A 24760-nucleotide genomic window follows, 5' to 3' on the forward strand; every position below is an offset into this window, starting at 1 on the left:
TCGCGCGGCAGACGGGTCGAACGCGACGTGCGTCCCCCCGGACGGGTAAGGCGGAGGGAAAGGGTCACCCAATGACTTTATTAACTACCTCGCGCGCAGTTTCTTGCACCTCCGCTAAATGCTCTTCTCCGTTGAAAGATTCCGCATAAATCTTGTACACGTCCTCGGTTCCCGAGGGTCGTGCGGCAAACCACGCGTTGGCCGTCGTCACCTTCAATCCGCCCAATGCGGCGCCGTTGCCGGGTGCCGCGGTCAGCTTGGCGGTGATGGGCTCCCCCGCCAGTTCCGTTGCCGTCACCTGGTCGGCGGACAGCTTGGCCAGCCGGGCCTTTTGGTCGCGGTCGGCCGGCGCGTCGACCCGCGCGTAGAACGGGGTGCCGTACTCGGCGGTCAACCGTTGATAGCGCTGCGAGGGGCTCGATCCCGTGACGGCCAGCATCTCCGAGGCCAGCAAGGCCAGGATGATGCCGTCCTTGTCGGTGGTCCACACGGAGCCGTCGCGCCGCAGGAATGACGCCCCGGCCGATTCCTCGCCGCCGAACCCGATGCCGCCCTCGATCAGGCCCTCGACGAACCACTTGAAGCCGACCGGCACCTCGAGGAGCTTGCGGCCGATGCCGGCGACCACTCGGTCGATCATCGACGAACTGACCGCGGTCTTGCCGACCGCGATGCCGCCCGGCCACGACGGCCGATGCGTATAGAGATACTCGATGGCCACCGCCAGGTAGTGGTTCGGGTTGAGCAGCCCCGCGTCGGGGGTGACGATGCCGTGGCGGTCCGAGTCCGCGTCGTTGCCCGTGGCGATCTGGTAGCGGCCGGGGTTGTCGGACATCGCGCGGATGAGCCCGGCCATCGCGTCCGGCGAGCTGCAATCCATCCGGATCTTGCCGTCGTGGTCGAGCGTCATGAACCGCCACGTCGCGTCGACCAGCGGATTGACCACGGTCAGGTCCAGGCGGTGCCGTGTGGCGATCTCTCCCCAATAGTCCACGCTCGCCCCGCCCAGGGGGTCGGCGCCGATCCGCACCCCGGCCGCACGCACGGCATCGATGTCGACCACGTTGGGCAGATCGTCGACATAGTTACCGAGGTAATCGTGGCGCTGTGCGGTCTGCAGCGCGCGGGCCAGCGGAATGCGCCTGACGCCCGACCCGTCGCGCAGAATCTCGTTGGCGCGCTTGGCAATCGCGTCCGTCGCGTCGGTATCGGCCGGGCCGCCATTGGGCGGGTTGTATTTGAAGCCGCCGTCCGAGGGCGGGTTGTGGGACGGCGTCACGACGATTCCGTCGGCGGGTGCATCGGTGCGACCGCGGTTGTAGGTGAGGATGGCGTGGCTGACGGCCGGGGTCGGCGTGTACCGATCGCGGGAATCGATCATGGCCACAACTCCGTTGGCGGCCAGCACCTCCAGCGCCGAGACCCACGCCGGCTCGGAGAGCCCGTGCGTGTCCCGGCCGATGAACAACGGGCCGGTGGTGCCGCGAGCGGCGCGGTACTCGACGATGGCCTGGGTGATCGCCAGGATGTGGGCCTCGTTGAACGCGCCGGCCAGCGCCGACCCGCGATGCCCCGACGTGCCGAACGCGACCTGCTGCGCGACGTCGCCGGGATCGGGCTGAATCGAGTAGTAGGCCGTCACCAGGTGGGGCAGATCGACAAGGTCTTCGGGCTGGGCCGGCTGACCGGCGCGAGGGTTGGCCACCATGCTTACCAATTCTGCCCGTGTCCGCATCCCCCCGGCCTGCGCCGGTCCGGACTCCCGCCATACGCTGCGTAGCGCACCGGCAAACGAAGGGAATCGACGCCAGTGGCGCAACGGGACTATCGCGAATTGGCCGCGGTGTTTGCCGGTGGGGCGCTGGGGTCGGCGGCCCGTGCCGCGCTGAGCGCCCTCGCCGGCGACAACCCGGCGAGCTGGCCGTGGCCGACGTTCACGGTCAACGTCGTCGGTGCCTTCCTGGTGGGTTACTTCACCACCCGACTGCTGGAGCGGTTGCCGACATCGAGCTATCGGCGCCCTTTGCTCGGCACCGGATTGTGCGGTGGTTTAACCACTTTCTCCACGATGCAGGTCGAGACGGTGCGGATGATCGAACACGGCCATTGGGGGCTGGCCGCCGGCTATACCGTCACCAGCATCGTGCTGGGGTTGCTGGCGGTGCATCTGGCCACCAAGTTGGTGCGCCGGGTCCGGGTGCGCCGATGACCGCGGCAGCGACGACGACCCTGGTCTGGCTGGGCGTCGCCGTTATCGGCGGCGTCGGATCGGTGCTGCGCTTTGTCGTCGACCGTGCGGTCGCGCGCCGGGCATCCCGGCCGTTCCCGTTCGGCACCCTCGTCGTGAACATCAGCGGCGCAGCGCTTCTCGGCTTTCTCGGGGGCCTGGCCCTGAACAGGGAGGCGGCCCTACTGGCCGGCACGGCCTTCGTCGGCGCCTACACCACGTTTTCGACGTGGATGCTGGAAACGCAGCGACTCGGCGAGGAGCGCCAACTGCGCTCGTCGCTCGCCAATATCGTCGTCAGCGTCGTGTTCGGCCTGGCCGCGGCGTTCGTCGGGCAGCACCTCGCCGAACTCATCTGAGTCGGGTGCGCGGGACGTCGTCGGGGGCGCGCGGCAGCGAGTACAGCGCCATGCGCCGATTCGCCATGTCGTGCTCGCCGAGGAATGCGCAGCCGCCACGCTCACAGAACTTGCGCGCCAACGCATTGCGGTGGTCGGGATCGAACATGATGCGGCGACAACGCGGGTCGAGCGTGAAGATGCTGATCACCAGATGCGGCAGCAGGTAACCGGCGTGTCCGTGTTCGATGTAGTCCAGATCCGCGATAGCGACGTGTAGACCCAAATCGTGGGGGTCATGGTCGTAGCGTCGAGCGATGGAATCCTTTGCCGCCCTGTATATTTCGATGTATGCGCGGTCGGTGCCGTCCAGCGTCGCGATGAGCGGACGAGAAAAGCCGCCGTCAAGCTGCGCCCGTAGGTAGCGACGCCACCGCGCCACCGGCCAGTGGGACTCCCAGGCTTCGACCAGGTGCGGGCGGCTGATCCACTCGGCGATCATCTCGGCGTCGGCGTCCGGCTCGGCAAGACGCAACCCATACGGCTCGGGCAGGTCCGGAATGGGCGGCGGCGGGACGCTGCGGATCCGCTCGGGAAGATCGGTCAATTCCCGCGGGAGGATGGATTCGGCGTCATTCATTTCTGCGTCCGAGGTCGACTGGATTCACTGCGCTCTGAGGAGCTTCGCCAGGACGGCCGCCTGGCTGATGTCCACCTCGCGGGTGGCGGTGACCAACGTGACCGGACCCCGCTTGGCACGCTTGCGCAGCTCCGCCAGCGCGGCGCTGCCGCGCAGCTCGGCCCTGTAGCGCGCGGCAAATTCGTCGAAGCGTTCGGCTCGGTGCTGGTACCACTCGCGGAGGTCCTTCGATGGTGCGACCTCCTTGCACCAGACGCCCACCCGCGGGTCGTCTTTGCGCACACCGCGCGGCCAGACGCGATCTACCAGCACACGCTGACCCTCGTCGGGGCTGACGTCGTCGTAGACCCGCGCCACACGAATCCGCCCTCTGGGGGTCACATGCCCAGGGTAGCGAGCGGCGCATATCCGTGGCATACTCGAACATATGTTCGAGGCACTGGCGGTCGTAGATCCGGCAGCCGACGAAGCGGCGCTGGTGGAACGCATCGCCGAGCTCGAGACGATCAAGTCCGCGGCGGCCGCCGGCCAGGCCCGGGCGGCGGCCGCCCTGGACGCGGCACGGCGAGCCGCCGAAGCGGCCACCGGGGTGCCCGCCGCGCGGCGCGGTCGCGGCGTGGCCAGCGAGGTCGCCCTCGCGCGACGGGACTCCCCCGCGCGGGGCGGCCGGCACCTGGGTTTCGCCAAAGCCCTCGTGCACGAGATGCCGCATACCCTGGCGGCCCTGGAATGTGGGGCGCTGTCAGAGTGGCGGGCGACGCTGATCGTGCGCGAAAGCGCATGCCTGGACGTCGAGGACCGCCGCACCTTGGACGCGGAAATGTGTTCCGACCCGGCGACCCTGGACGGCATGGGCGATGCGCGCGTAGCCGCGGCCGCCAAGGCGATCGCCTACCGGCTCGATCCGCATGCCGTCGTCGAGCGGGCGGCCAAGGCCGAGGAGGACCGCACGGTCACCATCCGGCCGGCGCCCGACACCATGACGTATGTCACCGCATTATTGCCGGTGGCCCAAGGGGTTTCGGTATACGCAACGCTGCGCCGCGAAGCGGACACGTGCGGCGACGGACGGCCGCGCGGACAGGTGATGGCGGACACCTTGGTGGAAAGGGTCACCGGCCGCTGCGCGACGATCCCCACGCCGGTCGCGGTCAACCTTGTGCTTTCCGACGAATCGCTACTGGGTGGCGGCACCGCCCCCGCCGACGTCTGCGGCTACGGCCCCATCCCGGCAGCGGTGGCCCGCAACCTCATCGGCGGCGCCGTGACCGATCGGCGTTCGCGAGCGACCCTGCGCAGGCTCTATACGCATCCCGAGGCCGGAGCACTGGTGGCGATGGAGTCACGGTCACGACTATTCCCGCAGGGCCTGGCCGTGTTCATCGGGCTACGCGATCAACGCTGCCGCACTCCCTACTGCGACGCGCCGATCAGGCACCGCGACCACGCGCAACCGTGGGCGAACGGCGGGTCGACCACGGCGGACAACGGTCAGGGATTGTGCGAGCACTGCAATTACGTCAAGGAAAACGCGGGATGGAAGGTACGCACCAGCGTCGACGAATCCCACACCCATACAGCACTTTTCATGACGCCGACCGGAAAAACCTACCGTTCGACGGCCCCGCCCCGCGGACCCGCGATCACGATAAGCAAGCTCGAAGTCCGCGTCGGTGTCGCACTAGCGCGACACGCCGCCTAGCGCTCAGTAGTGGTAGGTGTCCGACGGCGCGGGTGGATGATCGCGTTCTTCCTCGTCGATGTCCAAAGCCTCAATGCCGTACGCGCGAGCCAGCTCGAGGATCTTGGTCGCCCGCGCGATGCGCGGCAGATCGGAGCCGTTGCGGATCTCTCCCCCGTCATGTTCGAACTCGGCGAAAAACTCCTTCGCCCATGATATTTCGTCCTGCGACGGTGACAGACCCTCATTGACGACGGCGCACTGGTCGGGAGTCAGACAGATCTTGCCGGTCATCCCGAACTGAGTGGAGACCGCCGTGGCCTCGATCAGTTTCAGCGGGTTGGAACCGATGGTCGGGCCGTCGATCGCGCTGGGCAGGTCGGCGGCCTTGGAGGCGATGGTGAAGCGAGATCGCGTGTAGGCCAGGGTCGCCGGGTCGTCCCCGAAACCGGTGTCGCGGCGGAAGTCCCCGATGCCGAACGCCAGCCGGAAGGTGCCCTTGGTCGCGGCGATCTCGGTGATGCGCTCCAGACCCCGGGCCGTTTCGACCAGGGCCACGATCGGCACGTCAGGCAGCCGTTTCGCGGTCTCGGTGACATGGTCGACCGATTCGACCATCGCCAGCATCACCCCACCCACCGGCGTGGTGGCCAGGGCGGCCAGGTCGTCCGCCCACCATGGGGTGCCGAAGCCGTTGATGCGGACCCAGTCGACGTTGCCGGTGGCCAGCCAACTCACCACGTTCTCTCGCGCGGCGTGCTTGTCCTTGGGCGCGACCGCGTCCTCGATGTCGAAAACGACGATGTCGGCGCGTGAGTCCACCGCGGACTGGAATCGGTCGGCATGCGTGCCGTTGACCAGTAACCAGCTTCGGGCCAGTACCGGGTCGATGCGAGAGCCGACGTCCTCGGATTCGGGGGCGCTGCTGTTGACCTGTTCGTACATCAGCTGATCTGTCGTCTTCTCGTGTTTGTCGATGGTGGGCGTGTGCCCTTCAACCGTAGCGATGTCCCATAACATCGGCCGGGTAACCCGCCCAACGACGACACGGCCGCCTGGGAGAGTGAGAATTCGCCCGAGCGGCCGTTCCGCGAAACTCGATGCCCGGCTAGTTGATCCCGACAACCTCTTGCGCGATCGCTGCGACACGCGTTTGAGCGGCCGAGACAACTCACTGACGATTCTTGTTCGCCTCTTCGTAGGCGATGATCGCCCGTACGTCGCTTGGATTAGCGAGATCTTTGACCGCGGTCGCTGCGTCGCTGACGTTGAGCTCGTCGTAGTCGGCGATGGGCAGCTCGGCGGCATTGAGCACTCCCACGGCGACGCGTGCCGAATGCAGCGCATTCGCGGTCTGCCGGGCTCCCTCGTTGTGCGTGACCTTCTCGGCGACGTCAAGCGCGGCGTTGCGCGACGCGGTCAGCGCTTTCGCCGCCACGTCACCGGCATGAGCGCCTCACCGGACCGGCGAATTGCTGACCGGCCAGCAAACGAAACGCTCCCGAGCGTCGAGTTTCGCCGTGGCTGTGCGGGGTAGTTCACCCCTCGCGCGTTGCGGCCGTCGGTCGCGCGCGGCTTCCTGCGGAGACTAGAGCATCCTGGTCCCCAATCGCATCTCGGTCGGCCATCTGGACTCGACCGGGAAAAACCATTAGGAGTAAATATGCGTAGGACCATTGCAATCGTTTCGGCCACCGGGGCGCTGTTGTTCGGTGGTGCGGGTGTCGCCAATGCCGCGGGTCCGAGCGCTCCGGCGCCCTCGCCCACCACAACAACGTTGGCGGACAACAACAATGATCAACACAGTGACAACAGCGGGCTGTGGGGACTCGTTGGCCTCCTCGGCTTGGGCGGACTCGTCGGATTGATGCGGCGGAAGGACGCTGTGACTGGCACCGGCGTGAGGCCGACCACCCCTCGCGACCGCGGCGTCTAACCATTCGCTGACCCCCGGATCCCCGTCAAGGCCGCGGGCCTGACGGGGATCCGACGGGTTGTCCACCCCCTTACCGGAACACATTGCCCCTCAAGGGATGTCGTTTCGGTGCGGACCATGGAGAGCGTGCAGCACCGCGAAGGCGGCGTTTGGGTGCATACGCAGCGGGTATGCCTTGACAAGCCGCACACAGGCCAGCGTGCGTTTCACAACTCCCAAGCCAGGAGGTATCGGCGATGGCCGAGATGATTATCCAGTCGCCCGACGAGGTCGTCGCGTTCCTGAAAGCGCAGCACAACCTCATCGAGGACATGTTTGACCAAGTGCTGCACGCTACGGATCCGAAAGCGCGTGAAGAGCCCTTCGCAGCGCTGCGCCAATTGCTGGCGGTCCACGAAACCGCCGAGGAGATGGTGGTCCATCCGCGCGCACGTAAGGAAACCGGTGCCGGCGATGCGGTCGTCGACGCTCGCCTGACAGAAGAGCATGAGGCAAAGGAGCTGCTCTCACAGATCGAACAGCTCGACGTCACCTCGCAACAGTTCATCGACAAACTCACCAAGTTGCGCGAAGCGGTGCTCGAGCACGCCAAGCAGGAGGAGTCCGAGGAATTCCCGGTGCTTCAGAAGCAGCTTGACTCCGACGATCTCAAGCGCATGGGTGCGGCGGTACGCGCCGCCGAGGCCATCGCGCCGACTCACCCCCACCCCGGTGTCGAATCGGCAAAGCTGAATTTCGCACTTGGCCCGTTCGCCTCCATGCTCGATCGCGCCCGCGACCTCCTCGGGAAAGCTCTCGGGTAGGACCACAAGGCGATCGACGCCGTGCGATTTTCCGTAGGCTCGATCAAATGAGCGTTGCCCCGGACACCACCGTCGCCCTGCAAGACCGGTTCTTCCGCGAATTGCCGGAAATGGCGGTCCGGTGGCAAGCCGAGACGTTCCCCGAGTTGCGGCTGCTCGTGCTCAACGACCGGCTCGCCGAACAGCTCGGGCTCCACGCCGCCTGGCTGCGCAGCGACGAAGGACTGGGCTTCTTGACGGGCAATCTGGTGCCCAACGAGGCCGCGCCCGTCGCCCAGGCCTATGCCGGCCACCAGTTCGGCGGTTTCGTCCCCCGACTGGGGGACGGGCGCGCGTTGCTGCTCGGCGAGCTCGTCGACACCGACGGGCGGTTGCGCGACATCCATCTGAAAGGTTCTGGCGCCACGCCCTTCGCCCGGGGCGGGGATGGCCTGGCCGCGGTGGGGCCGATGCTGCGCGAATACATCGTCAGCGAGGCGATGCATGCTTTGGGCGTGCCCACGACGCGTTCGCTGGCCGTGGTCGGCACCGGGCGCCCGGTCTATCGCGAAACCACACTGCCGGGGGCCGTGCTCACCCGCGTGGCCAGCAGCCACCTGCGGGTGGGCAGCTTCCAGTACGCGGCGGCCACCGGCAACAAGGACCTGCTGCGCCGGCTCGCCGACCACGCGATCGCCCGCCACCATCCCGGCGCCGCCGAAGCCGAACGCCCGTACCTCGCGTTGTTCGAAGCGGTCGTCGCGGTCCAGGCTGAGCTCGTCGCCCAGTGGATGTTGGTCGGATTCGTTCATGGCGTGATGAACACCGACAACACGACGATCTCGGGCGAAACGATCGACTACGGGCCCTGCGCCTTCATGGAGGCCTACGACCCCGATACGGTCTACAGCTCGATCGATTTCTGGGGCCGCTACGCCTACGGCAACCAGCCTGCCATCGCCGGTTGGAACCTCGCGCGCTTCGCCGAGACTCTCCTTCCGTTGCTGTCGGACAGCACCGAGGAGGCCATCGCGATGGCGGAGCAGTCGTTCGGGGTGTTCCAAGCCCGCTACGACGCGGTCTGGGCATCCGGGATGCGCGCCAAACTCGGCCTCTCCGCAGAGGCCGATGCCGAATTCGCCGCGGCGCTGATCGAGGAACTGCTCCTTTTGCTCAAACAGAACCACGTCGACTACACGTCGTTCTTCCGCCGGCTCGGCCGGGCGGCGCGCGGTGATGCCGAGCCCGCGCGCGGACTGTTCATGGACCTTGCCGGTTTTGACGATTGGCTGGCGCGCTGGCAGGCCCTGGGCCCCGACGCCGACGCGATGGATCGCGCCAACCCGATCTACATCCCGCGTAACCATCTGGTCGAGGAGGCCCTCACCGCGGCGACCGACGGCGACCTGGCCCCCCTCGAGGGGCTCCTGGCGGCGGTGACCGAGCCGTACGCGCAGCGGCCCGGTTTGGAGCGCTACGCCAGCCCCGCGCCCGAAGACTTCGGCAAGTACCAAACCTTTTGCGGCACTTAGCCTTACGCTAGCTTGGCGAACTCGGCCTGCAATGCGTCGAGGCGTCTCAGTGTCTGGTCGCGGGGTTCGGTGGGCAGGTCCACCAGCACGTGTTGCAATCCCAGATCTCGGTAGCCCTCGAGCGCTGCTGCCGTCGCTTTGCCACCGTGGAAGTGGATCACCGGCACGTCCTGGCCGACCAGCTCGCGCAGTTGGTGCAGCTGAGGCGACAACTGCTGTGCCGAACCCGTCATCGAGAGCCACCCCGCGTTGAGCCGGGCGATGCGTTTGAAGCCGGCGGGCCCACAGCCCAGGTACAGCGGCGGATACGGCTGCTGCACGGGCTTGGGCCAGCTGTAGATCGGATCGAAATCGACGAATTCACCATGGAATTCCGCCTTTTCGTTCGACCAGATCTGGATCATCGCGTCCAGGCGCTCGTCGACCACGCGTCCCCGCACCGCGGGATCGACACCGTGGTCCGCGATTTCTTCACGCAGCCATCCCACGCCCACACCGAAACGGAGCCGCCCCTGTGACACCAGATCCAGTGAGGCCACCTCCTTGGCGGTGTGGATCGGATCGCGCTGTGGCACAAGGGCGATGCCGGTGCCTACCACGAGCCTCTCAGTGACGGCCGCAGCAGCCGTGAGCGCCACAAACGGATCCAGCGTGCGGTAGTACTTGCGCGGGATCGGGCCGCCACTCGGGTACGGAGTTTTCGCGTCGACCGGGATGTGGGAGTGCTCGGCGAGAAAGAGCGATTCAAAACCGCGCTGCTCGAGCGCCTTCCCCAGGTCCGCCGGACCAATGCCCTCGTCGGTAACAAATGTCAGCACACCGAAGCCCATGACGCTTAGTCAACCGCATCCGCGCTCGGCTGTCAGCGCTCAGGCGGGCGCCGACGCTTCGGCGGTCCGCTTGGCTGGACGCACCGCGCCCCACAGCCCGGTGGCGATCCCGACGGCGGCGCCGCCCAGGCCGATCAGTTGCTGAGAGGGTTTCAACTCGCTGTGCACGCTCATCCCACCGACCAGGTCGGCCACGTCGGCCCCGGCGGAGGCCAGGAACCAGCCGCGCGTGTTCTTGCCGCGCAGGGCCGCGGCCGCAAGCAGGGCACCGATCAGCGCGTCGCGGTAACCCATCGAGCGCAACAACAGTCGCGCCGTCGGCGTCGGCTCCTCGGGATCGCCCCACAACTTGTTTGCGCGCAGGGGATCAACGAGAAACGAAACGCCAGAGGCAAGCCGAATGGTGCCCGCGGAGAGGCCGAACCGGTCGATTGACATGGTCTGAGAGCCTAGGAGCAAACCGCCCTCTCGCGCACGCATTCGATCCGAAAATCGGTCATGGCACCGGACACGCGGCGGCGATCTGCAGCGCGGCCGGCCACAGCACCGTGGCCACCCCGAAGGCGACGGCGTCGGCCGCGGTGGGCGACACCATTTCTATCCTTGTCTGGATTCGCTGGGTCTGCTCGGGATGGAAAACGGTCCACGCGAACCCAATACAGAGATAGGGAATCGCCAGCCACACCGCCAGCTCGATCAGCGCGCCGACGCTGACCTTGTGCCCGAGGATGCGGCGCACCGGGTCCATCGCGTGTTCGATATCGCCCATCACCGCACTCCCCGCTACCGCAGCACCAGCTTCAAAGCGTAATCGACGACCGCGTCGAGATCACTGCCCAAATGACCCGCGAGCCACTGCTGGGCGAGCTCGGCCATCGCGCCGGTGTACATCGCCGCGGCGACCTCGGCGGCCACAGGATCGGAACCCGGGTTGAGGCGCCAGCCCTCGGTCAGCACGCCCTGGCGCAACATGTCCTGGGTGGCGCGGCGCCGGGCGGCCAGCACCGGGTTGGTGCGCGCATCGGTGAACAGCACGCGGCCGCGGCGCGGGTCTGCCGAGGAGAAGCCCAGCACGGCCGCGATGCCGGCGCGGGTCCGGGCCCGCAGCGATTCGCCCGCCTCCTCGATGGCGGCGGCGATCACCTCGCCGAGCTGGTCACTCACCAGGTCGTAGACCGCCCCGAGCAGATCGTCGGTGTCGCCGAAGCTCTCGTAGAAATATCGCGTGTTCAATCCGCATTCCCGGCAGACCGAGCGCACCGAGACGGCCGCCTCCCCGGCGCTGCCGAACAGGCGATAGGCGGCCTCGACGAGCAGCGCACGACGCTCGGCGCGGCGGTCTTTGAGCGGCACACCGGCCCACCGGGTGGGACTCGACATCCCTACAGCGTAGGTCGACATGGCACGGGTCTTGTCACACCTGTAACCAAAACATATTCTGGTTACAGTCGTGACCAAAATCCGAGGGAGTGCTTTCGTGTTCCTGCCACACCAGATAGTCGGGCAGATGATCAATAAGCGGTTGGACGACACGATGCGGCGCCGCTTCTTCCGCGGCATGGAGTTCGCCGCGCCCGTCGGCGATCCGGGCTGGTTCGGTCCCGACAGCGCCGTGTGGCGCGTGCATTCGCACCTGCCCGCGCTGATCTTCGGCCTGTACTGCGCTGCGTTCATGGAGTCCCTGGACCCGTCGATCTACTGGATGGGCATGCACCATTCGCGCCTGATCAAGCGCGACAGCAACGGAAATCCGATATCACACGTGCCGCAGATCGACCCCGAAGGCGCCGCGACGCGCCTGGGCCACTCGGTCGCCTTCTTCATCGGCACGGCGTATGGGTCGACGGAAACCGCGGAGCGCCTGGCGACATCGGTGCGCGCGATGCACCACACCATCAAGGGCACCCGCCCCGACGGAGCCCGCTACGACGCCGACGATCCCGAGTGGCTGCGCTGGAACTACGCGACGGTCGTCTGGGGGCTGGCCACCGCGCACGAGATGTATCACCCAATGCCGTTGCGCGGCAAGAAACTCGACCGCTACTACGGCGAGTTCGTTCGGGTCGGGCATGCCCTGGGTGGCACCGATCTGCCGGCCACCAAGGCCGAGACGCTCGAGTGCCTGGAATCGTACTTGCCGAAATTGGCTGTCACCCACGGGAAAGCGATGGGCACCGGTCCCAACGTCGCCATGCCGCAGGCCGCCGTGGACTGGGCCATTCGCGACACGATGCCGAAATGGGCCAAGCAACTCCTTCAGCACCGTGACTGCAACATCATCGAACGCACCGCCCGTCGTACCGCGGTGTGGTCAATCATCAACGGGATCAATGCCGCGGCGGGCCCGACGCCGGAGTTCCGGCAGGCCCAGGCCAGGGTCCGGGGAGGCACCACCGTCCCCCACACCGTGCCGTCCTACGTGCCCGGCACCGATCAGGTCCGCACCCGCTCCGAGGTGGAGCTCAGCTTCCAGTCGGTGTAGCGCCCGACGGGGCCTCAGTGACCGGCTGCCCCAGGTGCTGGGGACAGTAGGCGCTCGCCGCGATCATGGTGAACTGGGCGGCGCCGTCCACCGTGAAGCCCGGGTTGCTCGACGACACGTTGTGGATGACGTCGACCTGGGGGTGCCCCTGGTCCATCAGCTCGCATGCCCTTTTGCCCACCCCGACGGCGGTGGCCGGGCTCTGATAGGTGATGCCGGCCTTGTTGAGGGCGGCGAGGAAGCTCACATCGGAGGCCGAATTGCCGGCCGGATCGGCGTGCGCCGGCGCGGCCGCGCCGATGACGGCGACGAGGCCCGCAAGCACTACAAGGATGCGCATGGCTTCATCTTCGTATAAGGCCGTGGCACGCACGCCGGCAACCCGGGCAACCTGGGCGAAGAGCCTGGGTGTGGTACACAGTGGCTATGTCCGCGCTGCCCCGTCGACATCGTTGAGAGCCCCAGCGTGCACGACGATCGCCTGCTGACTCCCGGCCAGACGTGCTGGCGCGCGGCGCGAGCCGAAAGGTTCGCCCCCATCGTCGATGCGGCGGACTACTTCAAGCACGTCAAGGCGGCGATGCTGCGTGCCCGCCACCGGATCATGCTGATCGGCTGGGATTTCGACTCCCGGGTGACGTTCGAGCGCGGCGACAAGACGCTGCCCGGCCCGAACCAGCTGGGCACCTTCCTGTATTGGATGTTGTGGAAGCGGCCGGGCCTGGATGTCTACCTGCTGAAGTCGAACCTGCGGCTGCTCCCGGCGTTCGATGGCCTCTGGTTCGGGCTCGCGCCGGTATCGCTGGTAAACCAGATCAGCAGTAAGCGAATGCATTTCGCCATCGACGGAGTCCACCCGCTCGGCTCGGTGCATCATCAGAAGATCGTGGTCGTCGACGACGCGGTGGCGTTCTGCGGTGGCATCGACCTCACCCTTGACCGATGGGACACCCGCGCCCACGAGCATGTCAACCGGCAGCGCCGCACGGGGGGCCGCGGCTACGGACCACGGCACGACGTCGGGGCCGCCGTCGACGGCGCCGCGGCGCGAGCTCTTGGCGAGCAGGCGTTGGCGCGGTGGCAGACGGCGACGAAACAATCGTTGGCGCCGGTCCAGGCACGCCACAGCGCCTGGCCCGGCAAGCTGGAACCGACGCTGTGCAATGTCGACGTCGGAATCGCGCTCACCCTGCCCGAACTCGACGATCGCCCCGAGGTCCGCGAGGTGGAGGCCCTCAACCTTGCGGCCATAGCGAGTGCCCGCGACACGATTTATGTGGAGAACCAATACCTGGCGTCGCGCACCATCGCCGAGGCACTGGCCGCGCGGCTGCGGGAAGACGACGGCCCGGAGATCGTCATCGTGCTTGCCCGTAAGGGCAACAATCCGCTCGAGCGGGGAACGATGGACAGCGCTCGCCACCGCCTGCTTCAACAGCTCTGGGAAGCCGACGAGCATGACCGGCTGGGCATCTACTGGCCGGTGACCGACCGTGGCGCCCCGATCTACATTCACTCGAAGGTGCTGGTGGTCGACGATCGACTGCTGCGGATCGGGTCATCGAATTTCAACAATCGCTCGATGGGGTTCGACAGCGAATGCGACCTGGCCATCGAAGCGCACCCGGACCGTTCCGAGCATGACGACGTGCGTCGCGAAATCGCTTCCGTGCGAAACAGTTTGGTGGCTGAGCACCTCGGCATGGCGCCCGGCGAGCTCGAAGAAGCGATCGCCGAACACCGATCGGTGCACAAGGCCGTCGAGGCACTGCGCGGCGAGGGCAAAACGTTGCGGCCCTTCACCGAGCGCACCGTCGCCAATGAGGCGGGCCCGCTGGCCGAGAATGAGCTGATGGACCCCGACCATGTGCCGCGGTCGTTGAGCCGAAGCGTGCAACGCTTCATCACCGGTCTTCGCGGCTAACGCGACGGCGATTTGGGTAGGAGCCGCGTCCGAGTCGGCCTAGTGTGGGCAGAAGTGCCAGTGGACTAAGGACGAGCACCCATGAGCATCGACGACGAATCCGTCACCACGTTGGAGGACCTTCGGGGCGATCTGGCGCAGCGGTACAAGCGGACGGCGACGGGCGGAAGCTCGGTCGACAGCGCGATCGCCGAAGCCGACATGGCGGCGCTCGATCGTGACGGCTACGTCATTTGGGAGAACCTGCTCAGCGCCGAGGAATGCGCGCAGATTCGTGAGACCGTCCGGCCGTGGCTCGGGCATACCGGACGCAACTCCTTCGAAGGCCGGCGCACCCAGCGGATCTACAGCGTGCTGAGCAGGACGCGGGTGTGTGATCGGCTTGTCGACCATCCGCGGGTACTCGCGGCGCTCGACCGGTTGCTGATGCCCAATTATCTGCTGTCGGCGTTGCAGGCCATCAACATTCAGCCCGGCGAGGCCGCGCAGCTGGCTCACCATGATGACGGCTTCTACCCGATTCCACGTCCGCGCGGGCCATTGGCGGCCGCCACGATCTGGGCGATCGACGACTTCACCGCCGACAACGGCGCCACGGTCCTGTACCCGGGCAGCCACCGGTGGGGCAAGCGCCGTCCGGGCTCCGCGGATCAGGCGTTGCCCGTCGTCATGCCCACCGGTTCGTGCGTCTTCTTCGTCGGCACCCTGTGGCATGGCGGAGGCGCCAACAACACTGCCCACGAGCGGCTGGCGATCACCGCGCAATACTGTGAACCGTGGCTGCGGCCTATGGAGGCCTATACGTTGTCGATGCCGCGCGACCTCGCGCGAACGGTCTCCGATGACATTCGCCGCATGATCGGCTACAGCATCCACCCGCCGTTCGTCGGCAACGTCGATGGCTTGCATCCATTGCGGCTGTTGGGATCTGGTCCTGAGGCGTAGCCGCGGGGCGGCTTCACCGCTTCGGACGATCCGCCTCTGCAAGAATGGTTTGAATGTCGCGCTCATTCGACGTCCTGACCGAGTCGCCCGCCAGCGTTGAGCAGATTCATGCCGCCTTCGGTCGCGAGGACTATTGGCTGGCCCGCATCGCGGCCGGTGCCGCCGAGACCACCTTGGACTCATTGGTGGCCGAGGCCGACGGCACGGTGACGGTGAGCACGACCCAACGCATCGGTCGTCAGATCCTGCCCGGACTGGTCGCCAAATTCGTTACCGGCGAGGTGAAGATCGTGCAGACCGAGATGTGGCGCCCGGATGGTCATCGTCAGGTACGTGGGCGGGTCAACGTGTCCGCCTCCGGCGGATTGGGATCAGGCCATGCGGACACGTGGCTGGCGCCGATGGATGACAGCGGTTCGCAACTGCGTGCCGCCCTTCAGGTGAACGTCAAACTTCCTTTGGTGGGCGGCAAACTCGAGAAATCCATCGGGGCCGGATTGGCCGAGGGCATCCCCGAGATGCTGCGCTTCACCACTACGTGGATTGCCGAAAACACGTAAAACTTCGCTACGACGTCCGGCATCAGCCACGGCAACAGGCTGTTTCGCGCCGCGATACCACCACAGCTCGATGGGAGCCACCCATGTCTGTCAGCAAGCGCGCGGCGGCACCGACTTCGACACGGCCTATACAGCCGTTACGAGCAAGGCTATGCGGCCGCGCAAGCGGGCCAGATCATGGGGCCGCCGTCGGGAGGTTCTGTCCTGATGTGGAGGCCACGTTTGATCGCTGGAGAAATCGCGCGAGCGGGAGATCACTGGCTTCGGTTCCAGAAGTCCGGCCCCTCCATTTCGAGCACACCGACATGCGCGACAGGATAATACTTTTCGATGCGACTTCGGACCGACTCAAGCAACTGAATAGTCGTCGGGAAATCCACTGCTAGATTATCTTTCATGATTTCGTCGAGCGGAACGCCTTGCCGGATAGCAAACCTAGGTAGGTATTGCCAATTCCCCGACTGGTCGTATGGGCCAAATGTGTTGGGCGCGTCAAGCGGGGCGATCATACAATTGATCGAACCGTCTCGTGTCGACTCATAAACCTGGATCTTGCAATCGTCCGATCGGAAGAACACAACGGAGCCCCGCCGACTGCCATCGCGTGCCTCCGGGTCGCTTTCGTCTACGTCGTCGTACCCGTCCTGCTGAAAACCCAGTTCATTCAACAACGGCTCGACGATGGACCGAACTCCGGACAAAAACTCTTGCGTCATCACTGCTCACCCATAACGTGCACCCACGCATTTCCGATTTGGCGGTAGCCGTATGCCTCCGCGCTGCTCTTCAAGAACGCGATTTCTTTGGCTGAGAAGGAATTCGCATCCAAGGCCATGAGCTCTTCAACGCTACTGAATTGTTGTGGCAAATGGTACTCGATCCGAGGCACGCCGCTCTCCATCTGTGTGCGGAGGAACTGTTCGTTAACCTGCCAGGTGAGGGCTTGGGCTTGGGGTTTGAGAAGACCTTGAGTGAGGGCGTCCCACGTTGGGTCTCCGGTATCGAAGTAAATCCCACCGTGGGCTCTGGCCTCGCCGATGTAGCCACTTTCGTGGCCGTCGAACTTGCCGAGCACGACTCGGTCTGGGTTGGCACCGACATAGTGAGTCGACATGTCGGCGAGTTGTCGGCTGAGTCCCGACGTGGGCTCTCCATGCAGATGTGCGTAGGTGAGATCCGTTGCTGTTTGATCGGCCCACGGGTTGTAGCCGAAGGGGTGATCGAAGCCCATCGGTACGTGCGACGAAACCGCGGGGCCGGTGTCGAGCACGGCGCCAATGTCCGCCAGTTTCCCCGCCCGTGCGACGGCCGCCCCTTCACCGCCGAAGAGCATCGTGGGCAGCGTGGTGGCAGCGTCGGAGGTCTCGCCGCCCAAATAGTAAGCGAGACTTGGGGAGTCCATTGCGCTCTTGATTTCCGCGAGCCCGGTGCCCACGGGGTTCAGGGCCGTCGCGGCAGTGCCCTTGAGCATCTGCTCCCATGACTTGACCACACTCGGCGCTCCCGGACCTCCCTGGCCGAAAAGGTTTTTAATCCCCTGTTCGGTCGCGAACCAGCGGTCACTGAAGCCTTCGGAGAAACCCGGTGGCGGCGGGGCCTTTGGCTCGGGAGGAACGTAGTTGGGCATCCCATTGTCGATCCACCGCTGCGCCTGGCTCACAACGCCATTCAGACGTGCCTCGATCTGATTCGGCGGCACACCGTCGCGAATCATGGTCTGGCGCGCCATAGCCTTGAAGCTCTCCACGTCTGCGGGGTTCAGCCGCGGCGGCGGGACACCGCCGCGGCCCGCGCCTGCGGGGCCAGCCGGCAACAGCATGTCTTGCAACGACCGCGGCTTACCCACAGTGCCCGCGGGAACAGACGGCCCGTTCGGCGAGGCACCGTCCGGCCGAGCATCTGCGGGACCATCCGGCAACAACATGTCCTGCCACGTGCGTGGCTTACGACCAGTCGCCGGATTGGGCGGACCTTGTGGCGGTGCGCCACCACTTGGCGAATGGCCGGTGGCATCCAGCGGGACCTCGCCCACCGCAAACCGGACGGCAGCGGCAAGCTCGTGATCGGCGCTGTGGGCATGCACATTCAACGCAATGAGTTGATCCTGCAGCAGCTGTTGTTGGGCGGCAAACTCTATGGGATCGCGCCCAATCCATGTGTCGCCCACATCTATTCGCCAATCCGGCGTGATGGTCCAGCCATTGGCTTCAGCGGCCCGCTCGATGTCCTCGAGTTCACGCTTACATGCGCGCACATCCCCCTCGGCTCGCGCCACCGCCGCGGCTACCTGCTGCGACTCCTGACCGTCGGCCTCGATGTCGCGCCGAGCCTTACCGAGGTCAGAGCGAAACGCCTCTCCGGCCTCTCCCTGCCATCCGCTGAGAACGTTATGCACTTGCTGGAGGTTCTCCCCCAACAGCTGCAAGGTGTTGGCGCGTCCGTTGGCGGTCTCGAACACCTTCTGGATCGCGCCGAGGTCCCAACGTATGACGTCATTGGGGGTCAGCTGCCCCACTCGTGGCCCCTACTTCCGCACCGACCGGAAGGCTCGCGCCGACTCGTCCTCGTTGATGAGGTAGCCGAGCATCGCATCGGCGACGTGCGATCCCAGGCGGTCTACCTGTAGCTGGTGGTGGTCATGGCGGGTGTGCCACCGGACCGCGAGCTCGCACAACGCCAGCTCGGAGGATCCGATCCAGCCCGGCGCGGCCGCCGCCAGACCGTCCTCATGGTTGAAGAAATCCAACGCAGCTTCGCCGATCGCGTTGAACATGTCGTTGCTGCCGACGTGCAGTGCGGCGGGATCGACCTTCAATCCAGTTGCCACGAATGTTTCCTTCCACTCGCCGGCGTTGCGCTCCGAAACTTAATTTGCTGCGTAGCCCGGCGCACTTCACCTTGCGGTGATCAAGGCGCTGACCAGCGCCTTTAACCCAGAGTGAAGACCTGCACCGCTGCCGACTTGCCTTTCAACGCGTGGGCCCCCCGATCGATGAGCCCGCGAGGTCGAGAAGCCAGTGCGTCGACGCACGAATGGGTGAGCAGGATGGCATCACCCGTCGCCTTGGTTAGCTGCTCGACGCGCGCGGCGACGTTGACGGTGTCGCCGATCAGCGTGAACTCGAGCTTGCCGCCGCCGCCGATGGTGCCGGCGATCACGACGCCAGTGTTGATTCCGATGCCGATCCGCAGCGCGCCGCCGAAGCGCTCCGCGACCAATCGCTGAATCCCGATGGCGACAGACACCGCGGCATCGGCATGTCCCACAAGGTCGTTCGGTGCGCCGAAGACGGCGAGGGCTCCGTCGCCGAGGAACTTGTTGACGTGCCCACCTGCGTGGACGACGTTGGGTACGACGATCTCGAACAGAGCGTTGAGCCGAGCGACGGTGTCCTCGGCGGTGTTTGCCTCGGCGAACGGAGTGAAGTCGCGGATGTCGACGAACATCACGGTGACCTCGCGGCGCTCGCCGGTGAACACGTCGTCGCCCTGTTCAAGTAGCCGCGCCGCCAATGCCGGATCGACGTAGGTGCCGAACGCACCCTGAAGTCGTTGTCGCTCAGCCAAACCCGCCTGCATGCGGTTGAAAGACGCCGCTAGGGCGCCGAGGTCGTCGTCCTGGACGACGGGTAAGCGTTGGCTATAGTCCCCTACCGCAACACGTTCGGCGCCCTTGGCGAGGTCGCGAATGGGTTGCAAAGACCTCGAGAACCCGAAACCGACTGTCACCGGCACCGCGAAGGCAACCGCCATCGCAGCGCCGATAACGATCGCCAGGATGGGTGCGGCACTCACATTGGACACTCCGGCAAGCAATGCTCCGCCGGTGGCGTACGCGAAGGTGGCGGCGACCACCGACACGTTCGATCGCCTGGCGAAGGTAGGGCGCGAGCGCGGCAGCGAATCGCCAAGTCCGGTGTCACCGGCGAGGGCGATCCTGGCCGGGCGAAATGCTCCCTCGACGATGTTGTGATAGGCGACCAGCTGGATCGCCGCTACTACGACAGCGGCCACGATCCCGTATTGCACGAGCCGCGTCCCACTCGCCCCGACCATCACACCGACGACGACCGCCAACGCGGCGGCCCAGGCGGCGGCGCCCCATACCGCGCGGGCCGTCGCCTTCCGCGCATAGACATAGGTCCCCTCCAGGGCGGCCGCTCGATCGACGTCGTGGCCGGCCGCCCACTGCTCCGCAGGGCGGCTCCATCGGCGACCGGGAAGAATGAAGATGCACGCGAGTACCACCACCGCGCCGACGGTGACGGCTCCGATCTCGGCCCAGTGTCCGGACTTCTCGAACGCGACGATCGGCAACGATATGAATACGGAGTAGATCGGGAGCGAAATGAAAAATGCGAGCACCCAACACACCAGAAGGTACCGCGGACCAAACCGATCCCACATCCACTGAATGATGCGGTCCATGACAGGAGGTTAAGCGCCCTCCACCGGTGGCGCGGCCGTTCTGATATTGCCGGTCAGAACGTTTTGGCGTGCAACTCGGCCAGGGCGTGAATCTGCTCGAGGTAATGCTCGAGCGAGTGGTGGATGAACCGGGCCGACAGGGTGGTGGTGCCGGCGTCGGCGATGGTGTGCAGCGCGTCTTCGGTCTTCGCCGGCTCCCCCGCCGGGTCCAGCGGTTGATCGGCGGGCAAGACGACCTCGAAGCCGTCCGGCAGTTCTCGCACCCGCAACCACTCGGCGGCGGTGGCAATGGACACGTAGTACGGACACCAGCCGTCGGCGAGCGTGAGCGCGCGGCGCAACGACCGCTTGGTGCGCCCGCCGACCCAGATCGGCATATGCGGCTGCAGCGCACAGGGATCGATGGTGAGCCCGCCGAACGAGTAGTACTCGCCGTCATACACGGGCTCGTTGGTGGGCAATGCCGCCCGCAGCGCCTTCAGGGCGTCGTCGGCACGAGCACCGCGGTCGTCGAACGGCGCGCCCAGCAGGTCGAATTCGTCCTTGAGGCTCCCCACGCCGACGCCCAGGATCACGCGCCCGCCACTGACGTGATCCAATGTGCCATAACGCTTTACGATCGCGAGCGGGTGGTGGTAACCCAGCACCAGGGTCATCGTGACGAGCCGGATCCGGCTGGTGCGCGCGGACACATACCCAAGTGTGGCCAGCGGATCCCAGTATCGGGAGCCGCGCCGGGCGGCCTCCGTCGACGGTATGCCGATGTGTTCGCTACAGGTGAGGTGGTGATAGCCAAGCGCGTCCGCCGCCTCGGCGACGCGACCGATGTCCTCGATAGTGGCCGACTTCTCCCACGTCAACGCCGCGCCGGCGACGTTCGTGACGACGGGTGTCGCGATGCCGAGTTTCAATCCAGCGGCTCTTCACCCGCAAGGACCGTGCGGTGCATGAGCCGCCCGCTGTCAGCCGCATACGGCAGCGCCCGGTGCATCGTCCCGGTGTTGTCCCACATGAGCAGGTCGCCCAGCTGCCATTCGTGGCGGTAGACGTAGCGCGGTTGAGTCGCCCAGTCACGAAGGCGCGCAAGCAATGCGCGGCTTTCTTCCACCGGCAGGTCGATCACGTAATCCGCGGTCGCGCCGAGTAGCAACGACTTGCGCCCGGATTGGTGCGTCCACACCATCGGGCAGGACTTGGTGGGCGACTTCTGCCAGAACGCGATCTCCTCATAGCTCATCTCGGGTCGCACGTAGTACTGCGAGCGCTCCGCGCTATGAACCACCCGAAGGCCGGCGATCGCTTCTTTGTCGGCCTCCGGCAATTCCTCGTAGGCCGCGTAGGTGTTGCAGAACTCGGTCTGGCCGCCGACATCGGACAGCTTCATCGCTCGCAGCAGGGTGGCGAGATTCGGATAGGGCTGCAGGGAGCCGTCGAAATGCCAGAACAGCGAGCCCTTGAGGTACTCGGCGCGCTGATTGACGTTCGTGTCGAGCGAGATTTTGTAGATCCCGCCCTCGCCCTCGTTCGGCACAATGCTGCCAAGGGTTTTCGCGATGGTGACCTGTTGCTCGTCGCTGATCTGCAGTCCGCGGAAGAAGACCACGCCGCGCTGCTCGAGGACCGCGCGGATGGCCTCGGCTTCGCGGCCACTGAGGAGGGTGTCCAGATCAGTCCTGATCTCGCTGCCGATCAGCGGTGTGCAGTCGACGACGTCGAGTCGTGTGGTGGAAAGTCCCATGCGTCAGCTCAGTCTCGTGAGAATGGTCTTCGCGGAATGCTTTACCCGTGGCTGCCTCCACAGCTCCACTGCCAACGACACCGTGATCAACGAGTACAGCAGGTTGCGCAGGTTCGCGACGTCCTCGGGCAGCGGCTCGGAATAGTCGAACTTGTCGATATAAGCGACCGCCTCCTCGGCGTGCGGAAACACCTCGTCGTAGAACGCCTGTATCTCGGCCATCGAGCTGTTCACGCGTTTCACGTAGCGCTCGTGCCCATCCTCGATGGACCAGTCGGGCACCAGGTGCTCGAGCTGCGAGAACTCGTGCGGCAAAACAGCATTCATCGTCCGGCCTTCGCCTTCTCGCCGGCCGCCACGTAGTCACCCACCACCTTGTGCAGGTGACGCAGCAGGATCTCCTCGTCATTCATCGTGAAATGCGTGAGCGCGCCGCTGTTCAGCATCGCCTGCAGCCCTTCCGAGGGGCTGGCGTCTTCCAGGATGATGTCGTTGAGGAAGGTCACGGTGAGCTCTTGGCCCAGCCGCTCTTTGTGCGTCTTGGGCGGCTGGTAGAACATCTCGGCTTCGAAGATGTGCGAGTGCGGACCCGTCGGCCAGTGCGTGTGCGTGCTGAAGCCGGATGAACCGAAGATCACCACGAAGTTGGGAAAGAACTGGTAGGAGTCGAAGCCGTATTTCTCCGAGCGAGTGGGATTGAGCCCCGGCGGCATCGGCCCGCGATCGGTGCGCTTGGTCCACGGACCGGCCGCGCTCGCTTCCATCACGCATTCGATGGGCTTGGAATACGGCGTCTTCTGCGACGGCTCGCCGGCGAAGGAAAACATCCGGTGCGGCCCTTTGAGTTGGTAGGCCAACGCATCGGTGAACGGGTTCGGCTGGTCGAACGCGTCGCGGGCCTCCGCGGTCAGAGCGCCGAAGGACGACGCGTGTAGGTAGGGCCCGTGGTAACTCTCCGCGAAGCCGTCGACGAAAATCTTCCAGTTGCACTGCAATTCGACTTTGAACCGATACACCTGGTGTGGCCCCGCGAACGGATAGCCCTCGATGCCGTGGGCCAGCTCGCCGAGGTAGGACCGCAGCGGCTCGGTGTTGTGCGGGTCGAGGTTGATGAAGATGAACCCCTCCCACTCCTCGCATTGGATCGCCGGCACCCGGCAGCTGTCGGCGTCGAAGTCCAGCAGCAGATCCTTGCGAGTGGCCGCGTGCAGCGAGCCGTCCAGCTTGTAGCGCCAGCCATGAAATCGGCAGTACAGCACCGGGGCGCGACCCTGCACCTCCTCGAACGGATCGTCTTCCCACAGCATCTTGTTGCCGCGGTGCGGACAGATGTTGTGGAAGGCGCGAATCACGTCGTCCTTGCCGCGGACAATGATGATCGATGTGTCGAGGAACCTCAGCTCGCGGGTGAAGTAGCTGCCCGACTTCGGCACCCGCTCAACGCGTCCGACGTAGAGCCAGGTCTTCTTGAAGACGTGCTCGCGTTCCTTCTCGTAGAACTCTTCAGAGACGCAGTCCTCGAGTGACACTGGGCCACGGCCCAATTCGGGATAGGCATCGGTCCAGTGCCCGCTTGACGGCTTCGTCACCAAGACGTCCTGACTCATCGGGCCCTCCTCCGCCTCTCGGCCGAAGGTAGCACTTGACCAAATGCGCAAATAGGCCTTCAATTGCAACACCCTGTTGCAATTTTGGAACATCACGTGGAGCAGAACCTGCCGTTCGACCTCGACGCCTTGCTGGTATTCGGGAAGGTGGTCGAGTGCCGCAGCCTGTCGAAGGCGGCGGCGCTGCTCGGCATGCCCAAGTCCACCGTCAGCCGCAAGCTCAGCAAGCTCGAAACGGACCTCGGGATCAAGCTGCTGCGCAAGAACACGCACCAGCTCACCGTCACGGACCTGGGCGAGAAGATCTACAGCCACGGCGTGAACATCCTGGCCGAGGCCAACGGGGTGCGGGCACTGGTGGAAGGCAGCAAGCTAGAGCCGCAGGGCGAGTTGCGCGTTGCCATCCCGGTCTTCGTCGGCATCGACTACGCGTCGCGCGTCGGCGCCAAATTTCTGCAGTCTTACCCGCACTCGCGGCTGGATATCCGTTTGGTGGACAACGTCGTTCATCCCGTCCACGACGGGTTCGACGTGGTTTTCGGCACGGGACCCCTGCAAGACTCGACGCTGATCGCGCGCAAGGTCTTCAGCCTCGAACTGTTCCTCTGCGCATCACCGGAGTTCCTGCGCCAACTACCCGAACCCATCACCGCTCCCACCCAGTTGGACACGGTGCCGTTCATCGACTGCGGGGTCGGCGAGGGTCCGCGCCGGCTCACCGTCGCCAAGAACAAGCGGCGCCATGAACTCTCGCCGATGGTTCGGGCGCGCGCCAACAACTTTCAGGTGTGCAAGCAGTACATCCTGCACGGACTCGGCGTCGGTGCGATGCCGAGCCAGATCATCGTCACCTCCGAATTGCGCGACGGCAGCATCGTGCCGGTGCTGCCGGACTGGCGCCTCGAGCAACTGGATGTCTACATGATTCATCCCTTCCAGCTCTCGTTCTCCACGTTGATCAGCGCCTTCTACGAGACGGCGTGCGACATCATCACCGAGAACACGGCCCGGAGCTGAGTCGGCAGGTTGCCCACCGCGGGTCAATCGGGCGCCGAAACCGGCCATTTTCACCTATAACGCGAAAATCGGAGCGTTTGCTGGCGGCACGTC

At 65.6% G+C, this 24760-nt stretch carries 28 protein-coding genes and 1 pseudogene; 11 read left to right on the top strand and 18 right to left on the bottom strand.

Features of this window, described 5'->3' with window-relative positions:
- Window positions 1–64 precede the first annotated feature (64 nt).
- Window positions 65–1708 (bottom strand): phosphoglucomutase (alpha-D-glucose-1,6-bisphosphate-dependent), encoded by a 1644-nt coding sequence (gene pgm / locus G6N26_RS10965; protein ID WP_067174489.1) that lies wholly within the window; start codon window positions 1706–1708, stop codon window positions 65–67.
- A 102-nt stretch (window positions 1709–1810) separates the two neighbouring features.
- Here pgm and crcB (G6N26_RS10970) point away from each other — a divergent pair, with 102 nt between their 5' ends.
- Both crcB (G6N26_RS10970) and crcB (G6N26_RS10975) read left to right on the top strand, forming a co-directional pair.
- Window positions 1811–2209: a fluoride efflux transporter CrcB gene (crcB, locus tag G6N26_RS10970; RefSeq protein WP_067174491.1), complete on the top strand. Its 399-nt coding sequence runs from the start codon at window positions 1811–1813 to the stop codon at window positions 2207–2209.
- Window positions 2206–2586, top strand: coding sequence for a fluoride efflux transporter CrcB (gene crcB / locus G6N26_RS10975; protein ID WP_067174494.1), 381 nt, complete (start codon window positions 2206–2208; stop codon window positions 2584–2586). The genes crcB (G6N26_RS10970) and crcB (G6N26_RS10975) overlap by 4 nt, the downstream gene beginning before the upstream one ends.
- Here the strand turns inward: crcB (G6N26_RS10975) and G6N26_RS10980 are convergent.
- Together G6N26_RS10980 and G6N26_RS10985 are read right to left on the bottom strand one after the other, a co-directional pair.
- Window positions 2579–3205 carry a GNAT family N-acetyltransferase gene (locus tag G6N26_RS10980; protein WP_083019591.1) on the bottom strand — a complete coding sequence of 209 codons (627 nt, stop codon included), beginning with the start codon at window positions 3203–3205 and terminating at the stop codon, window positions 2579–2581. The genes crcB (G6N26_RS10975) and G6N26_RS10980 overlap by 8 nt on opposite strands.
- A gap of 24 nt (window positions 3206–3229) precedes the next feature.
- Window positions 3230–3586, bottom strand: a complete 357-nt coding sequence (locus G6N26_RS10985; RefSeq protein ID WP_067174500.1) for a DUF488 domain-containing protein — start codon at window positions 3584–3586, stop codon at window positions 3230–3232.
- 46 nt (window positions 3587–3632) lie between these two features.
- On the opposite strand from G6N26_RS10985, the gene G6N26_RS10990 reads away from it, so the two are divergent.
- Window positions 3633–4907, top strand: coding sequence for an HNH endonuclease (locus tag G6N26_RS10990; protein ID WP_083019587.1), 1275 nt, complete (start codon window positions 3633–3635; stop codon window positions 4905–4907).
- Window positions 4908–4910: 3 nt separating this feature from the next.
- Here the strand turns inward: G6N26_RS10990 and G6N26_RS10995 are convergent, their stop codons facing one another.
- On the bottom strand, window positions 4911–5831 hold the full coding sequence (locus G6N26_RS10995) for an HpcH/HpaI aldolase/citrate lyase family protein (RefSeq protein WP_083019612.1): 921 nt from the start codon (window positions 5829–5831) through the stop codon (window positions 4911–4913).
- Window positions 5832–5994: 163 nt separating this feature from the next.
- A pseudogene (locus G6N26_RS11000) lies at window positions 5995–6342 on the bottom strand (ferritin-like domain-containing protein); the annotation flags it as partial.
- Between the two features lie 207 nt (window positions 6343–6549).
- On the opposite strand from G6N26_RS11000, the gene G6N26_RS26420 reads away from it, so the two are divergent.
- From G6N26_RS26420 to G6N26_RS11015, 3 genes are all read left to right on the top strand, one after another.
- Complete coding sequence (locus tag G6N26_RS26420; RefSeq protein WP_082991528.1) at window positions 6550–6822, top strand: WGxxGxxG family protein; 273 nt, start codon at window positions 6550–6552, stop codon at window positions 6820–6822.
- Between the two features lie 236 nt (window positions 6823–7058).
- Window positions 7059–7625 carry a hemerythrin domain-containing protein gene (locus G6N26_RS11010; RefSeq protein WP_067174508.1) on the top strand — a complete coding sequence of 189 codons (567 nt, stop codon included), beginning with the start codon at window positions 7059–7061 and terminating at the stop codon, window positions 7623–7625.
- 47 nt (window positions 7626–7672) lie between these two features.
- A complete protein-coding gene (locus G6N26_RS11015; protein ID WP_067174511.1) occupies window positions 7673–9136 on the top strand; it encodes a protein adenylyltransferase SelO in 1464 nt (487 codons plus the stop codon).
- Between the two features lie 2 nt (window positions 9137–9138).
- Here G6N26_RS11015 and G6N26_RS11020 read toward each other — a convergent pair whose 3' ends face one another.
- Genes G6N26_RS11020 through G6N26_RS11035 form a run of 4 tightly spaced genes read right to left on the bottom strand, consistent with a single transcriptional unit; the run spans window position 9139 to window position 11346 of the window.
- Entirely contained in the window at window positions 9139–9966 is an 828-nt protein-coding gene (locus tag G6N26_RS11020) for an LLM class F420-dependent oxidoreductase (RefSeq protein ID WP_083019585.1), read from the bottom strand.
- Window positions 9967–10005: 39 nt separating this feature from the next.
- Entirely contained in the window at window positions 10006–10404 is a 399-nt protein-coding gene (locus tag G6N26_RS11025) for a DUF4267 domain-containing protein (protein ID WP_067174517.1), read from the bottom strand.
- A 58-nt stretch (window positions 10405–10462) separates the two neighbouring features.
- The gene (locus tag G6N26_RS11030) at window positions 10463–10735 is read right to left on the bottom strand and encodes a hypothetical protein (protein ID WP_067174520.1); all 273 of its coding nucleotides are present in this window, start codon (window positions 10733–10735) and stop codon (window positions 10463–10465) included.
- Window positions 10736–10749: 14 nt separating this feature from the next.
- The gene (locus G6N26_RS11035; RefSeq protein ID WP_067174524.1) at window positions 10750–11346 is read right to left on the bottom strand and encodes a TetR/AcrR family transcriptional regulator; all 597 of its coding nucleotides are present in this window, start codon (window positions 11344–11346) and stop codon (window positions 10750–10752) included.
- A gap of 97 nt (window positions 11347–11443) precedes the next feature.
- On the opposite strand from G6N26_RS11035, the gene G6N26_RS11040 reads away from it, so the two are divergent.
- Entirely contained in the window at window positions 11444–12448 is a 1005-nt protein-coding gene (locus G6N26_RS11040) for an oxygenase MpaB family protein (protein WP_083019583.1), read from the top strand.
- Here G6N26_RS11040 and G6N26_RS11045 read toward each other — a convergent pair.
- A complete protein-coding gene (locus G6N26_RS11045) occupies window positions 12429–12788 on the bottom strand; it encodes a DUF732 domain-containing protein (RefSeq protein WP_067174528.1) in 360 nt (119 codons plus the stop codon). The two genes, G6N26_RS11040 and G6N26_RS11045, sit on opposite strands and share 20 nt — an antisense overlap.
- Window positions 12789–12914: 126 nt before the next feature.
- On the opposite strand from G6N26_RS11045, the gene G6N26_RS11050 reads away from it, so the two are divergent.
- The 3 genes from G6N26_RS11050 to G6N26_RS11060 all read left to right on the top strand — a co-directional run bounded on the left by G6N26_RS11050 (window position 12915) and on the right by G6N26_RS11060 (window position 15877).
- Window positions 12915–14372, top strand: coding sequence for a phospholipase D-like domain-containing protein (locus tag G6N26_RS11050; protein WP_083019581.1), 1458 nt, complete (start codon window positions 12915–12917; stop codon window positions 14370–14372).
- Between the two features lie 81 nt (window positions 14373–14453).
- Window positions 14454–15317, top strand: a complete 864-nt coding sequence (locus G6N26_RS11055) for a phytanoyl-CoA dioxygenase family protein (RefSeq protein WP_067174534.1) — start codon at window positions 14454–14456, stop codon at window positions 15315–15317.
- Between the two features lie 53 nt (window positions 15318–15370).
- Window positions 15371–15877, top strand: coding sequence for a DUF2505 domain-containing protein (locus G6N26_RS11060; RefSeq protein WP_083019579.1), 507 nt, complete (start codon window positions 15371–15373; stop codon window positions 15875–15877).
- Window positions 15878–16131: 254 nt separating this feature from the next.
- On the opposite strand, the gene G6N26_RS11070 is transcribed toward G6N26_RS11060, so the two are convergent.
- The 8 genes from G6N26_RS11070 to G6N26_RS11105 all read right to left on the bottom strand — a co-directional run bounded on the left by G6N26_RS11070 (window position 16132) and on the right by G6N26_RS11105 (window position 23650).
- Window positions 16132–16596 carry a hypothetical protein gene (locus tag G6N26_RS11070; protein WP_163648683.1) on the bottom strand — a complete coding sequence of 155 codons (465 nt, stop codon included), beginning with the start codon at window positions 16594–16596 and terminating at the stop codon, window positions 16132–16134.
- The gene (locus G6N26_RS25915) at window positions 16593–18392 is read right to left on the bottom strand and encodes a hypothetical protein (protein ID WP_163648777.1); all 1800 of its coding nucleotides are present in this window, start codon (window positions 18390–18392) and stop codon (window positions 16593–16595) included. The genes G6N26_RS11070 and G6N26_RS25915 overlap by 4 nt, the downstream gene beginning before the upstream one ends.
- 9 nt (window positions 18393–18401) lie before the next feature.
- Entirely contained in the window at window positions 18402–18704 is a 303-nt protein-coding gene (locus tag G6N26_RS11080) for an RNA 2'-phosphotransferase (RefSeq protein WP_232067558.1), read from the bottom strand.
- Window positions 18705–18805: 101 nt separating this feature from the next.
- A complete protein-coding gene (locus G6N26_RS11085) occupies window positions 18806–20305 on the bottom strand; it encodes an adenylate/guanylate cyclase domain-containing protein (RefSeq protein ID WP_083019575.1) in 1500 nt (499 codons plus the stop codon).
- A 53-nt stretch (window positions 20306–20358) separates the two neighbouring features.
- Entirely contained in the window at window positions 20359–21216 is an 858-nt protein-coding gene (locus G6N26_RS11090; RefSeq protein WP_067174771.1) for a TIGR03619 family F420-dependent LLM class oxidoreductase, read from the bottom strand.
- Window positions 21213–22043, bottom strand: coding sequence for a TauD/TfdA dioxygenase family protein (locus tag G6N26_RS11095; RefSeq protein ID WP_083019573.1), 831 nt, complete (start codon window positions 22041–22043; stop codon window positions 21213–21215). Before G6N26_RS11095 ends, G6N26_RS11090 begins: the two co-directional genes overlap by 4 nt.
- A 3-nt stretch (window positions 22044–22046) precedes the next feature.
- The gene (locus tag G6N26_RS11100) at window positions 22047–22370 is read right to left on the bottom strand and encodes a hypothetical protein (RefSeq protein WP_083019571.1); all 324 of its coding nucleotides are present in this window, start codon (window positions 22368–22370) and stop codon (window positions 22047–22049) included.
- The gene (locus G6N26_RS11105) at window positions 22367–23650 is read right to left on the bottom strand and encodes an aromatic ring-hydroxylating oxygenase subunit alpha (RefSeq protein WP_083019569.1); all 1284 of its coding nucleotides are present in this window, start codon (window positions 23648–23650) and stop codon (window positions 22367–22369) included. The genes G6N26_RS11100 and G6N26_RS11105 overlap by 4 nt, the downstream gene beginning before the upstream one ends.
- A gap of 96 nt (window positions 23651–23746) precedes the next feature.
- Between G6N26_RS11105 and G6N26_RS11110 the strand changes: the two genes are divergently transcribed.
- Entirely contained in the window at window positions 23747–24667 is a 921-nt protein-coding gene (locus G6N26_RS11110; protein WP_083019567.1) for a LysR family transcriptional regulator, read from the top strand.
- Window positions 24668–24760: the final 93 nt, after the last annotated feature.

Source organism: Mycobacterium marseillense (assembly GCF_010731675.1).
Lineage (GTDB): Bacteria > Actinomycetota > Actinomycetes > Mycobacteriales > Mycobacteriaceae > Mycobacterium > Mycobacterium marseillense.

Bases quoted from the DNA above. Each gene is read 5' to 3' on its own strand.
- G6N26_RS10990 (WP_083019587.1), top strand. From the start codon at position 3,633: ATGTTCGAGGCACTGGCGGTCGTAGATCCGGCAGCCGACGAAGCGGCG.
- G6N26_RS11025 (WP_067174517.1), bottom strand. From the start codon at position 10,404: ATGTCAATCGACCGGTTCGGCCTCTCCGCGGGCACCATTCGGCTTGCC.
- G6N26_RS10995 (WP_083019612.1), bottom strand. From the start codon at position 5,831: ATGTACGAACAGGTCAACAGCAGCGCCCCCGAATCCGAGGACGTCGGC.
- G6N26_RS11020 (WP_083019585.1), bottom strand. From the start codon at position 9,966: ATGGGCTTCGGTGTGCTGACATTTGTTACCGACGAGGGCATTGGTCCG.
- G6N26_RS11035 (WP_067174524.1), bottom strand. From the start codon at position 11,346: ATGTCGAGTCCCACCCGGTGGGCCGGTGTGCCGCTCAAAGACCGCCGC.
- G6N26_RS11095 (WP_083019573.1), bottom strand. From the start codon at position 22,043: ATGGGACTTTCCACCACACGACTCGACGTCGTCGACTGCACACCGCTG.
- G6N26_RS11100 (WP_083019571.1), bottom strand. From the start codon at position 22,370: ATGAATGCTGTTTTGCCGCACGAGTTCTCGCAGCTCGAGCACCTGGTG.
- G6N26_RS11055 (WP_067174534.1), top strand. From the start codon at position 14,454: ATGAGCATCGACGACGAATCCGTCACCACGTTGGAGGACCTTCGGGGC.
- G6N26_RS11010 (WP_067174508.1), top strand. From the start codon at position 7,059: ATGGCCGAGATGATTATCCAGTCGCCCGACGAGGTCGTCGCGTTCCTG.
- G6N26_RS26420 (WP_082991528.1), top strand. From the start codon at position 6,550: ATGCGTAGGACCATTGCAATCGTTTCGGCCACCGGGGCGCTGTTGTTC.
- G6N26_RS11030 (WP_067174520.1), bottom strand. From the start codon at position 10,735: ATGGGCGATATCGAACACGCGATGGACCCGGTGCGCCGCATCCTCGGG.
- G6N26_RS11015 (WP_067174511.1), top strand. From the start codon at position 7,673: ATGAGCGTTGCCCCGGACACCACCGTCGCCCTGCAAGACCGGTTCTTC.
- G6N26_RS10980 (WP_083019591.1), bottom strand. From the start codon at position 3,205: ATGAATGACGCCGAATCCATCCTCCCGCGGGAATTGACCGATCTTCCC.
- G6N26_RS11045 (WP_067174528.1), bottom strand. From the start codon at position 12,788: ATGCGCATCCTTGTAGTGCTTGCGGGCCTCGTCGCCGTCATCGGCGCG.
- crcB (WP_067174494.1), top strand. From the start codon at position 2,206: ATGACCGCGGCAGCGACGACGACCCTGGTCTGGCTGGGCGTCGCCGTT.
- G6N26_RS11060 (WP_083019579.1), top strand. From the start codon at position 15,371: ATGTCGCGCTCATTCGACGTCCTGACCGAGTCGCCCGCCAGCGTTGAG.
- G6N26_RS11105 (WP_083019569.1), bottom strand. From the start codon at position 23,650: ATGAGTCAGGACGTCTTGGTGACGAAGCCGTCAAGCGGGCACTGGACC.
- pgm (WP_067174489.1), bottom strand. From the start codon at position 1,708: ATGGTGGCCAACCCTCGCGCCGGTCAGCCGGCCCAGCCCGAAGACCTT.
- G6N26_RS11085 (WP_083019575.1), bottom strand. From the start codon at position 20,305: ATGGACCGCATCATTCAGTGGATGTGGGATCGGTTTGGTCCGCGGTAC.